The sequence below is a fragment of the Paenibacillus sp. RC84 genome (assembly GCF_041260495.1).
GTDB lineage: Bacteria > Bacillota > Bacilli > Paenibacillales > NBRC-103111 > Paenibacillus_F.
Window position 1 is genome coordinate 233,719 of record NZ_JBGBYL010000001.1, and the last position, 12,461, is coordinate 246,179.

Annotated in this window: 9 protein-coding genes and 3 CRISPR repeat arrays (1 of these 12 running past the window's edge); all 9 genes read left to right on the plus strand. The window is 49.9% G+C overall.

Annotated elements, in window-relative coordinates:
* Positions 1–650: a CRISPR direct-repeat array (repeat unit 32 nt; unit sequence GTCGCTCCTCACGTAGGAGCGTGGATTGAAAC); it begins 1,064 nt to the left of the window's first position.
* Between the two features lie 222 nt (positions 651–872).
* The 9 genes from cas3 (at position 873) to ABH899_RS01110 (ending at position 12,323) form a co-directional block, all read left to right on the plus strand.
* Entirely contained in the window at positions 873–3,128 is a 2,256-nt protein-coding gene (cas3, locus tag ABH899_RS01070; RefSeq protein ID WP_369993235.1) for a CRISPR-associated helicase Cas3', read from the plus strand.
* Between the two features lie 33 nt (positions 3,129–3,161).
* Positions 3,162–3,824: a type I-C CRISPR-associated protein Cas5c gene (gene cas5c / locus ABH899_RS01075; RefSeq protein WP_369993237.1), complete on the plus strand. Its 663-nt coding sequence runs from the start codon at positions 3,162–3,164 to the stop codon at positions 3,822–3,824.
* 9 nt (positions 3,825–3,833) lie between these two features.
* A complete protein-coding gene (gene cas8c, locus ABH899_RS01080; RefSeq protein WP_369993239.1) occupies positions 3,834–5,702 on the plus strand; it encodes a type I-C CRISPR-associated protein Cas8c/Csd1 in 1,869 nt (622 codons plus the stop codon).
* A gap of 72 nt (positions 5,703–5,774) precedes the next feature.
* Positions 5,775–6,701: a type I-C CRISPR-associated protein Cas7/Csd2 gene (gene cas7c / locus ABH899_RS01085; protein WP_369993242.1), complete on the plus strand. Its 927-nt coding sequence runs from the start codon at positions 5,775–5,777 to the stop codon at positions 6,699–6,701.
* Between the two features lie 11 nt (positions 6,702–6,712).
* Positions 6,713–7,399 (plus strand): CRISPR-associated protein Cas4, encoded by a 687-nt coding sequence (gene cas4, locus ABH899_RS01090; protein WP_369993244.1) that lies wholly within the window; start codon positions 6,713–6,715, stop codon positions 7,397–7,399.
* Between the two features lie 29 nt (positions 7,400–7,428).
* Entirely contained in the window at positions 7,429–8,457 is a 1,029-nt protein-coding gene (gene cas1c, locus ABH899_RS01095) for a type I-C CRISPR-associated endonuclease Cas1c (protein WP_369993245.1), read from the plus strand.
* Positions 8,458–8,646: 189 nt separating this feature from the next.
* A CRISPR array of direct repeats spans positions 8,647–9,620; the repeat unit is 33 nt; unit sequence AGTCGCTCCCCGTGCGGGAGCGTGGATTGAAAC.
* Positions 9,621–9,730: 110 nt separating this feature from the next.
* Positions 9,731–10,024, plus strand: a complete 294-nt coding sequence (gene cas2, locus ABH899_RS01100) for a CRISPR-associated endonuclease Cas2 (RefSeq protein ID WP_369993247.1) — start codon at positions 9,731–9,733, stop codon at positions 10,022–10,024.
* A gap of 186 nt (positions 10,025–10,210) precedes the next feature.
* A CRISPR array of direct repeats spans positions 10,211–10,712; the repeat unit is 33 nt.
* Positions 10,713–10,946: 234 nt separating this feature from the next.
* Positions 10,947–11,648 carry an RNA polymerase sporulation sigma factor SigK gene (gene sigK, locus ABH899_RS01105; RefSeq protein WP_009673339.1) on the plus strand — a complete coding sequence of 234 codons (702 nt, stop codon included), beginning with the start codon at positions 10,947–10,949 and terminating at the stop codon, positions 11,646–11,648.
* Between the two features lie 156 nt (positions 11,649–11,804).
* Positions 11,805–12,323, plus strand: coding sequence for a DUF2569 domain-containing protein (locus tag ABH899_RS01110; RefSeq protein WP_369993250.1), 519 nt, complete (start codon positions 11,805–11,807; stop codon positions 12,321–12,323).
* Positions 12,324–12,461 lie beyond the last annotated feature (138 nt).

Consider the following 12,461-nt stretch of genomic DNA (forward strand, 5'->3'; position numbering starts at 1 on the left):
TTGGCGAGTTGTCGCTCCTCACGTAGGAGCGTGGATTGAAACGCGCCGTAAATTCGGCGGGGGAATCGGACATTATGGAGGTCGCTCCTCACGTAGGAGCGTGGATTGAAACTCACGAAGGATTCAAATGGAGCATCCACCATTAACTGTCGCTCCTCACGTAGGAGCGTGGATTGAAACTTTCAAGCTCCGCGATTCGCCGCAACGCGTCTTGGTCGCTCCTCACGTAGGAGCGTGGATTGAAACGTGATAAGTACGGTGTGAAGGTTTGGAATGAGTGGGTCGCTCCTCACGTAGGAGCGTGGATTGAAACCGTTGTACGTAGGACTTTCAGTCATCAGTCTGTTGAGCGTCGCTCCTCACGTAGGAGCGTGGATTGAAACACGATAACAAAACTTCCTCGCGTATCGAATCAAGTCGCTCCTCACGTAGGAGCATGGATTGAAACCTATAATTTTGTATACGATCACATAACCTCCTATATAGTCGCTCCTCACGTAGGAGCGTGGATTGAAACAGAGTGTCAACATCAAATGGAACATCTTCACCCATGGTCGCTCCTCACGTAGGAGCGTGGATTGAAACCTCAGCGTCCCGGCGATGTTTTCGAGCGATTGTGTCGCTCCTCATGCAGGGGCGCGGATTGAAACTTGTTAAGGTACATATAGCTTGGCAGTACCCACAGTGTCGCTCCTCCCACGAGAAAATTTCTCCTTTATATTCCCTCTCCTAAAAAATTCACCATTTCAACAAAATATCTCAAAAAAGATGGTTTTCTACTCTGATTTAATTGCTATAAATATCCAAAAAATTATATAATTAACTCTAAGAAGTGGTTCTTCTTATCTAATTTTATGGAAGGTATGGTTCCAATGTACTATGCCCATAGAACGGATTCCGATGATGCCCAGAGCTGGCAACCGCTAGAGCAGCATTTGAGGGAAGTAGCCAAGCTTTCAGGTGAATTCGCGGAACGATTCGGTGCAGAACAGTGGGGAGAGCTTGTTGGATGGCTTCACGATGCAGGCAAATATTCGGCGGAATTTCAAAGCAGGCTGCGCGGAACCCCTATTCCGGTAGATCATTCCACTGCAGGAGCTAAGTTAATCATGGAGCGGGTGATCGATGAGCGATTGGGTCTGATTGCAGCTTATGTTATCGCCGGGCATCATGCGGGACTGCCAGATTGCGGGAGTTTGGATGGGGAGGATTCTTGCCTCCGTCAGAGGCTGATTAAAAAAGTGTGTTCCTATGATGCTTTCCACAAAGAGGTTCCCCGTCTTAATATGCCGGGTCAGGCTCCTTCCATCCAAGCAGGCGTTGACCCCAGCTTTCAGTTTTCTTTTTTTACCCGCATGTTATTTTCTTGTCTGGTAGACGCCGACTCTTTGAATTCCGAGAAGTTCGAATCTCCTTCCAGACATGATTTACGTCACCATTCCGTGGATATCGAAGAACTAAGCCGTAAGTTCAAAGCTCACATGCAGCGATATTTCGGAAAGCCACGCACACCTATTGAACATATACGGTCCGAACTATTAAATGAATTGATGGGTCAGGCTGACAAAACGGCAGGAATGTATACGTTGACCTTGCCTACTGGAAGCGGAAAGACGCTTGCTTCGCTCGGTTTTGCTCTGGAGCATGCCCGTTTAGGAAAGCGGTTCCGGCGTATTATTTATGTCATCCCCTACACGAGTATTATTGAACAAAACGCAGCTATTTTCAGACAGGTGCTCGGAGAGGATATGGTTCTGGAACATCACTCGAACGTTCAGAGGGAAGTGTATGAAGACGAACAAGACGATGAGCATAAACACAAAACCCGTAACCTCAGAGATAAGCTCAATCTTGCGGAGGAAAATTGGGATTATCCCGTTGTGGTCACGACCAATGTTCAATTTTTTGAGTCGTTGTTCGCTAACCGCCGTTCCCGCTGCCGGAAGCTGCATAATCTAACGGACAGCATCATTATTTTAGACGAAGCTCAGATGATGATCGGTGGGTTTTTTAAGCCGTCTTTATATGCGTTAGAAGAGCTGGTCCGTAATTATGGAGCTACCGTTCTGCTTTGTACGGCTACCCAGCCGCCAGTCAGCCGGTTGTTCCCTCAGAATCCCAGGGTTCCCGTAACGATTACGGAGCTGGTGAAGGATGTGCCCCTTCGGTATGAGCAGTTTAAGCGGGTCTCTCTGCAAACGCTGGGCATGCTGGACGAAGCTGCTTTGGCCGAACACCTTCAAGCTCACGGGCAGGTGCTTTGCATCGTAAACACCCGGAAAACTGCAAGGGATTTGTATCATGCCCTTAAAGCAGAGAACGATGAGGGCAGTTTCCACTTAAGCGCGCGGATGTGCCCGAAGCATCGTCTCCACGTACTGGATTTAATCCGAAAAAGACTGGAGCAAGGACTGACGTGCCGGGTAGTCAGCACACAGTTGATCGAAGCCGGCGTGGACGTTGATTTTCCGGCCGTGTACCGGGAACTGGCCGGGCTAGACTCTATTGCACAAGCCGCCGGAAGGTGTAACCGGAATGCAAAACAGATGCTTGGTTTCATTTATGTTTTCGAAACGCCGCTGGGATCGCCGCCGGGCTGGTTCCGAACAACTGCCGATGTAACACGAAGCGTCTTGAAACGTTATCCCGATGATCCGCTGTCTCTTTCCGCCGGTCAAGAATATTTCAGGGAACTGTACGATGTACAGACTTTGGGGCAGGGAGACCGAACCGACAGCCGGGACATCCTTCCTTTATTGCGGGCTACCGGGGCTCGACTTGAGTTTCCTTTTCGCGAAGTGGCCGACCGTTTTCGGTTGATCGACACGGTAACCCGGCCGGTAATTGTGCCCTATCCGGACAATTCCGCTGCAAATACGTCCAGAGTGAATGAACTGATCGAGCAATTGAAGTATGCGGCTTCTATTCAGAGCATTTTGCGGAAGCTTCAGCCTTATATTGTTCAGCTGTATCCGGCAGAATTCAGAGCTTTTGAACAGGCGAGGGAAATTGTCCAGGTACGCGCCGATGTATGGGTTTTGCAAAACCCTAAGCAATGGTACGACGAAAAGTTGGGAATTCTTCCTTATTCGGAACAATTCCATGCAGATGAGATTTTGATCATTTAAAAAGAAACAAAAGTAATGAGGAGGTGTCCCCCCGTGGGATACGGAATACGGCTGAAGGTATGGGGAGATTATGCCTGTTTTACGCGTCCGGAAATGAAGGCAGAGCGGGTCAGTTACGACGTTATGACGCCCTCGGCTGCCCGGGGGATTCTGGAAAGCATACACTGGAAGCCCGCTATTCGCTGGGTAGTCGACGGTATCCATGTGCTTCATGAAATCCGGTTTGAGAGTATCCGGCGTAATGAAGTGGAGGGTGTGTTATCTGCGGCCAACATTACACGGGCTATGAAAGGGGAACGGGCTTCGCTGGCTCAGGTGATTACGGAAGAACGTCAGCAGAGGTCTACGCTTATGCTCAAGCATGTTGCTTATATCATCGAGGCGCACTTTGAAATGACAGCAGCGGCAGGCTCGGGGGAAGGACCGGAGAAGCACTATAATATTTTTCTTCGCAGGGCAAGACAAGGGCAATATTTTCATCATCCGTACTTGGGATGCCGTGAATTTGCCGCTCATTTTTCTCTGATCGAGGATGGCGAGAGTCTGCCTGAATCCTTCTACCAAGATCTAGCGGATAAAGATTTAGGCTGGATGCTTTGGGATCTGGATTTTAAACAGGATATGAATCCTAAATTCTTTCGCGCTTCGATGCAAGGGGGCCGTATTGCGGTTCCGGATCTTATGAACGGGAGATGAGATGCAGAGATGCCAATTAGAGCTTTATATGAGAGATATGAGCAGTTGGCGGATAATCCCGAATCGGGTATTAGCGCCATGTACAGCAGTGTTGGCAAGGTTTCCTTCCTGTTGATTCTTGCCCCTGACGGCCGATTGGAGCAGGTGCGGGAAGTTCGCGAACAGAAGGGGAAGAAGCTCCTCCCCAGAACTTTTGTTGTGCCGGAGCAGCCGGGAAGATCAAGCGGGATTAAACCGTACTTTCTGTCCGATAAGCCGGATTATATGCTGGGTTATATTCCAGAAGCAGAAGCTGGTCAAGGAGGCAAGAAACTTGCGGATACCCGGCGTAAATTTGAAGCGGCTGCCGAACTGCATCACAGTGTCTTGTCCGGCTGCGATGATGAGGGTGCGCGTGCGGTCCTTGCTTTTTATGAACAATGGGATGTGGAGCAAGGACACCATCACCCGGAACTGCTGCGCATTCAGACGGATCTGGACAAAGGAGTGGACTGCAACCTGACCTTTCAGCTCCATGGCGACGAAGGTCTCATTTATGAACGTCCGCCCGTCCGCTCGGCTTGGATAGACTACTGCGAAAGCCGGAAGACTTCTTCTGGCATTACAGGACAGTGCTTAATAACAGGGAAATTAGAGGAACCTATCGCACAGACGCATGAGATTAAGATTAAGGGCGTGCGGAATGCCCAGAGCGCCGGAGCCGCTCTTGTCTCCTTCAATGCCGATTCCTTTCTGTCTTACGGCAAAAAACAGAGCTTGAACGCTCCTGTAGGCAAAACTGCTTCATTTGCCTACACAACGGCGCTAAATCATTTGCTGGCCTCGGAGAATAACCGTATCGACGGTCTGGGTGATATGAGTGTCGTGTACTGGGCGGGAACTGCCCCGCATTCGTCCGAAGCGGAAGACCTTTTCGGCGCGTTTTTCACCCGGCGCGACACCGAGCAGGCCCAGGAAAAATCGGTTACTGAAGCGACTGGGGACGCTCTGGAACGATTCCGTTCGGGACAGGCCGTTACGGGGGATGCGGAAGGGCAAAGAGAGATTCCTTTTTACGTCCTGGGATTATCCCCTAATAATGCGCGCATATCGGTCCGGATGTTTTGGCAGGGGAACTTCGGACGCATGGCGGCGCATCTGGAGCAGCATGCACGAGATTTCGAGATGACTGCCGGAGAAGGCCGTGGATGGAAAACGCCCACCCTATACCGGATTTTGGAAGAGACGAGGCGTGTCGGGGGCGATGGCAAGAAAGTCGGTGATCCGCCGCCATTTGGCTTAAGCGGAGAAATGTTCCGATCCGTTGTGGAAGGACGACAGTATCCCCAATCTCTGTACATGGCGATTATTAACCGGATTCGGGCGGACGGAATAGTGAATTCCCTGCGTGCCGCTATTTTGAAAGGTTATTTAACTCGATATGCGCGCTTTTCTAAAAATTCCGTTCTAATGGAGGTTTTGTCCGTGTCATTAAATGAAAGTACACAAAATAGCGCTTATCGGCTGGGACGCGCTTTTGCCGTATTGGAGCGGGCTCAGCAGGAGGCTGCGGGTGGACGTAAGAAACTGAATGCAACGATAAAAGACCGCTATTTCTCTGCCGCATCTGCTCGCCCTGCCGCAGTATTTCCCGTTCTCTTCCGTTTATCCCAGCACCATATCAGCAAAGCGGAATACGGATTCAAACGCGATGAGGAGCTTCAGCATATCTTGTCAGGTGTACAAGCTTTTCCCAGGCATTTGAACAACCATGAACAAGGCTTGTTTGTCCTCGGTTATTATCATCAGAAAGAACAGTTTTACAGCAAGCAAACCGAGAATAAAATAACACCTGAAACAGCGATTACGTCGACTGTGGGCGGCATCGAGGAACAGTAAGTTAGTGCTTTCAAACAAGCTATAATAAAAATTTTTAATAATCACTTCCTATATGAAAGGTGAGGTTCAAACATGAGTATTGCATTAAAAACGGAGCATGACGGTCAAGCTGGTACAAGTCCGAATGAGGATCTTTTAACACAGCGTTATGATTTTTCTGTTTTTTTTGATGTGGTTAACGGGAACCCGAATGGGGATCCTGACGCAGGGAATATGCCGCGGATTGACCCTGATACCGGCCACGGCCTTGTAACGGATGTCTGCCTGAAGCGCAAAATTCGCAACTATGTGGAGCTTGTGAGGGAAGGGGAAGAAGGTTTCAACATTTACGTGACGGAGGGAGCCGTTCTGAACGAACAGCACCGTCAAGCTTACCGTGCCCTGACGCCGGACGACGCTCATGCAGAGAAGCTGAAACCTAAAGATGCCGATCAAGCCCGCCAACTGACGAAATGGATGTGCTCAAACTTCTTCGACGTCCGAACGTTCGGTGCGGTGATGACGACCAAGGTAAATTGCGGACAAGTGCGCGGCCCGGTACAGTTTACGTTCGCCCGCAGTCTAGATCCTGTCTTCGCGCAAGAAGTGACCATTACCCGCCAAGCGGTTACGCAGGAAGGGACAGACAAAGAACGCGAAATGGGCAGAAAGCATATCATCCCTTACGGGCTTTATCGAATGGACGGTTATGTTTCTGCGCCGTTGGCCCAAAAAACGGGTTTCACGTCAAGTGATTTACAGCTCTTATGGGAAGCGCTTCTGAACATGTTCGAGCATGACCGATCCGCTTCCCGAGGCCAGATGGCTGTAAGAAAGCTGGTTATTTTCCAGCATGAGACGGCTCTTGGCAACGCTCCGGCTCATCAGCTTTTTGATCGGGTACAAGTCGAACGCAAACGCACGGAAGGGGAAGCTCCGCCGCGTTCTTTTGCAGAAGGGTATGAGATCGTGATAGACAAGCAGGACCTTCCTAACGGAATCAACATTCTCCAATACTAGGCGACAAGGCTATGGATACGAAAAGCTACGGGGAAGAACAACTGCTGATGTTATCCGGTGTACAGCATTATGCTTTTTGCAAAAGGCAGTGGAGTCTGATTCATGTGGAGCAGCTGTGGGCGGAGAATGTGCTTACCTATGAAGGAAGGCAACTGCACAAACGGGCGGATGATCCCTATTTCAGCGAAAAGCGTGGAGATGTACTCGTATCCCGAGCAATGCCGCTGGCTTGTTATTCTCACGGATTTTACGGGGTGGCCGACGTAGTGGAGTTTCATGCGGTTGTGGATCAGCAAGAGTCTGGGACCGTCACACTGCCTGGTCGTACAGGCAGTTGGCGTCCTTTTCCCGTCGAATATAAAAGGGGAAAGCCTAAAAGCGGAGATTGGGACGAAGTACAGCTTTGCGCTCAGGGGATGGCTATGGAAGAAATGTTCGGGATACCCATTCGAGAAGGCGCCCTTTACTATGGAGAGCGCGAACGAAGAGTCCGAGTCATCTTTGACGAAACACTCCGAGAACGGACAACCGCACTTTTTGAGGAGATGCACCGCTTATTGGCACAAGGAGCTACTGCTAAGGCCCGGTATTCGGCGAAGTGCAAATCGTGCTCACTCCTTGAAATTTGCGAGCCCAAGGGAAGCTCGAAACAATCGCACTTCTACTTGGAAAATTACTTGAAGCATTGCCGTGAGTAACTTAAGTAGGGATACCAAAGGATGATGGAATGCGAAAGCTGCTGAATACCTTATATATTACTTCTCCCGATACTTATTTAACCAGAGACGGGGAGAACGTTGTCGTAAAAGCGCAGGACCGTGATCCTTTCCGTATGCCCATTCATAATCTGGAAGGCATAGTTACATTCGGCTATGCCGGTGCGAGTCCGTCTTTGATGCAGCTTTGTGCGGAACGAGGGGTTTCGCTTTCCTTTTGTCAAGAAAATGGGCAGTTTATGGCGAGCGTGCAGGGAAGAGTGTCGGGGAATATTTTGCTTCGCCGCAAGCAGTATCGTTTGGCGGACGGAGAAGAAGCCGTGAAGCTGGCACAGCGTTTTGTATTTGCCAAAATCGCCAACTCCCGAACCATTCTTCTGAGAGGCGTTCGAGATCATGCCGAACTTCTGGATGCAGACAAACTAAGGCGGGAAGCGGATTTCCTCAGACGGTACCTAGGCCGTGTTCTGCGCACGCAAACATTGGATGAGGTACGTGGAGTAGAGGGAGATGCGGCCAGACGATATTTTTCCGTCTGGGATGAGTTAATTCGTTGTGATAAAGACTCTTTCTATATGAGAGGGCGGAACCGAAGACCGCCTTTAGATCGTGTAAATGCCATGCTGTCTTTCGCGTACAGCCTGCTAAGAATGGAGGTGCAGTCGGCAATCGAGACAGTGGGCCTGGATCCAGCCGCCGGATTTCTGCACCGGGACCGCCCGGGCCGGCCAAGCCTTGCTTTAGACGTGATGGAAGAGCTTCGGGGTTATTTAGCCGATCGGCTCGTACTGACGCTTATTAATCGGAAGCAGGTCGGAGCCAACCAGTTTGTTCGTAAGGAGAATGGGGCCATTTTGCTCAAACCTGAGTTGAAAAAAGAAATGATCACCGCTTGGCAAAAGCGCAAAAGAGAAGAAATTCGGCACCCTTTTCTGGACGAGAACATTCCTCTTGGGTTACTGCCATATAGTCAAGCGTTGCTGCTCGCGAGACACATTCGCGGGGATCTGGAAGAATATCCTCCCTTCCTGTGGAAGTAAGAAGCGGATTGGAAATGCGACGACGCGAACCCCAAGCTCCCATAAAAATCCCGGGAGGTTCGCGCTGCGCGTGCTGCCTGGGTTTTGGAGATGTAAGGGGGATTTAACGACGAGGGATTTGGAAAATAGGAAGTGGTTCGCGGAAATAGCCTTAAAAAGCCTTGTGTATCAAGGCTTTTTAAGGTATGCAGTCGCTCCCCGTGCGGGAGCGTGGATTGAAACAATGCGTCCAAGTTTTGCTTGGTCTGCAGATAATGTCGCTCCCCGTGCGGGAGCGTGGATTGAAACGATTTTCTCATATCGGCCTGAGCCAGCGGGCCGACGTCGCTCCCCGTGCGGGAGCGTGGATTGAAACATCATCCGTTAGATTATCCTTCACATCGTAAATGTGTCGCTCCCCGTGCGGGAGCGTGGATTGAAACATTTACTACTACATATTGTGCTTGACTTTTCGCGGGTCGCTCCCCGTGCGGGAGCGTGGATTGAAACTTTGGAGGAAGCTTCAACTTCCATGATGTGGACGCGTCGCTCCCCGTGCGGGAGCGTGGATTGAAACCCGGTTAAATGGTTAATCACTACGCCAGAGTAAAGTCGCTCCCCGTGCGGGAGCGTGGATTGAAACCTTGCTCGAGGTAGTTGAACTCGATCTCTTCGTCAGTCGCTCCCCGTGCGGGAGCGTGGATTGAAACAATTTGCTTTTAAAAGATAACCCTTGAATATCGAAGTCGCTCCCCGTGCGGGAGCGTGGATTGAAACCACATATCCGCGTCACTCAGAATCCCCTTGGCCGCCAGTCGCTCCCCGTGCGGGAGCGTGGATTGAAACATCATCCAAGACATCACGGACAGCTCCGTCTATTAGTCGCTCCCCGTGCGGGAGCGTGGATTGAAACGGGTGGCGGAAACACCGTAGTCGTAACCAAAGGAGTCGCTCCCCGTGCGGGAGCGTGGATTGAAACGCTGGACGATGTACAATTCGTGTGGCGCAAGCGGAAGTCGCTCCCCGTGCGGGAGCGTGGATTGAAACAGCCAAAAGGAGTGGTTTCTTTGGATCCAAACAACGTCGCTCCCCGTGCGGGAGCGTGGATTGAAACATCAAGTGACAGATAGAATTTATCTGACTTTTTCAATGTCGCTCCCCGTGCGGGGGCGTGGATTGAAACTGCACTCCCGTATCAACTGGACCATTAATCGCTACGTCGCTACCCGTGCAGAAACGCAAAACTACGATTGAAGGAATCGCTTTTATTTTATAAATAAAGGGAGTGACTGTTATGATGGTATTAGTGACCTATGATGTGAACACAATGACTTCTGAAGGGAGAAGAAGACTTCGCAAAGTGGCAAAAAGCTGTCAAAATTATGGACAGAGAGTGCAGAATTCTGTATTTGAGTGTTTAGTTGATCCCGTTCAGTTTAAAGAACTTCAAGGACAACTGGCTCAGATGATTGATCCTGCAACGGATAGCTTAAGGTATTATAAACTAGGGGCAAACTGGAAGAATCGGGTTGAACACGTGGGAGCAAAGGAAGGCTATGATCCCGAAGGTCTTCTCTTGCTAGAGTAATGATATTAAATTGCTGCATAGCGCGAACCCTAAGCTCACATGAAATTCCCGGGGGATTCGCGCATCTTATGGGACTTGAATTTTTTGAGTTTAAGGGTGTTTAGGCTTATAAATTTTTTGAAATTATTAGAAGTTCGCGGAAACGTCGTTAAAAAGCCTTGATGAATAAGGCTTTGCAACATATGCAGTCACTCCCCGTGCGGGAGTGTGGATTGAAACTGGTTGAGTGCGGCTTTATGTCCAATCATGCGGAGTCACTCCCCGTGCGGGAGTGTGGATTGAAACTGCTTGGGTTCGTCCACTAGCACCCCACGCCGCAGTCACTCCCCGTGCGGGAGTGTGGATTGAAACTTGGCGGAGGAAGAAGCTATATTGGGTACGTACCGGTCACTCCCCGTGCGGGAGTGTGGATTGAAACTCTAGGTTGTTTTTATATATCTGCGGATCCACTATAGTCACTCCCCGTGCGGGAGTGTGGATTGAAACCACGCCTCCCATGTTCCATCAAGATTTTTTTTGACGTCACTCCCCGTGCGGGAGTGTGGATTGAAACACTTCTGCGGATCGAAACCCCATAGAATTCAGAATGTCACTCCCCGTGCGGGAGTGTGGATTGAAACATGCTGCCCTGCATGGAATCGCCCTACGGCGAAACGGTCACTCCCCGTGCGGGAGTGTGGATTGAAACTTGAGTAGTTCCGGCATACGGCTCCTCCCAGTGAGGAACCTTACGTTCGTCACTCTGCATACTGGGTATGGACCGAAAGCATAGTCATGCCCTGTAGTCGGCTTTTTCTTTGTCACGGCTCCCCCCACCAAATCCGCCCGTACAGGCACAATTAGGCACCTGCCCTCATACAATGAGAAGACCGCAGCCGTTAATCCATGGTTGGTACGGGAATTGGAGCAGGAGGTGTCCTCTTTGCCAGGATTGTTTAGCGCCATTGCCTTTTTCATCAAAGAACTGACACTGCTGGTATCGTATGTCAAAAACAACGCGTTCCCGCAGCCCCTCACCGAGGCGGAAGAAAGCAAGTATCTGCAAAAAATGGCGGAAGGCGATGCCCATGCCCGCAATTTGCTCATCGAACATAATCTTCGGCTTGTTGCACATATCGTCAAGAAGTTTGACAACACCGGCGAGGATCTGGAAGACCTCATTTCGATCGGAACGATCGGCCTCATCAAAGCGATCGAAAGCTTTTCCCCGACCAAAGGGACCAAACTGGCGACTTTCGCGGCGCGCTGTATAGAGAATGAAATCCTGATGCACCTTCGTTCTCTGAAAAAGACCCGGAAAGACGTTTCTCTACACGATCCGATAGGAACCGACAAAGAGGGCAACGAAATCACATTGATCGATATCCTGGGTACGGAAGCGGACGATGTCGTTGACAAGGTGCAGCTTAAGATCGAGAAAAGTAAGATTTACCGCAACCTCGATATTTTGGACGAACGCGAAAAAGAAGTGGTGGTCGGACGTTTCGGACTGGAGCACGGCGGTGAAGAGCGGACCCAGCGGGAAATCGCAAAGGAATTGGGGATTTCACGGAGCTATGTTTCACGCATCGAGAAACGCGCGCTGATGAAGCTGTATCACGAGTTTTACAAAGCGAAGCGGTAGCAGGAACTTATCCTCAAAAAAATTCCCCCCTCAATATGAGGGTTTTTTTATTTCGATTTCTTTATCCTTTTCGACAAAATAGGCCCGTACTCAAGGAACACAAAATATGCTTGAATGAACGGGTAAGCAAATTTCAGGAAAAGAGCGGATCGAAATATGGAGCCTTATGTCAGAGAATTAAAAGTCAACAATGAAAGAGAGGTTTATGAGGGCGATTATGGGGGAGCGGGGATATCGGGATTTGGCGGCTGGTTGATTGTGTTTTCAATCGGGTTAATTCTTACATTTACTTCCACCGTCTACAGCTTAGTCGATTACCTCTGGCCTATGTACGAGTCGGGCGAAGCGGCCGCTTATTTCAGCGATTATCCCGCACTGGGGACGGCCATCTTGGTGGAGACGGTTTCGCATCTGTTTTACGCGGTAGTTCCGGTCGTTCTGGGCTATTTATGTTACAAACGGAAGCGGCTTTTCAAAACGATGTCCATCATTTTTTTGCTGGTGAGCCTGGCGCTTTCGGGCCTTGCTTATCTCGCTTACTCATTCGTCTCCGAAGCGGCTCCCGATTTTATGGACGGGGCTTTGAGAGATTTAATAAAGACTGGGATTACCTGTGTGATATGGACTTTGTATTTTATTAAATCGGAGCGTGTGAGAAATACGTATACCGCTTAAGGTCTAACGTGTTTACCCAAGATTTGTCCTACCTTAGCTAAAACCCTTGACAGTTGGTGTCAGGGGTTTTTCGTTGTTCTTGAGTCAGGTAATTCGTGCACAAAAGTAATCTTGGTCCCCATAACCATTCCACAAATT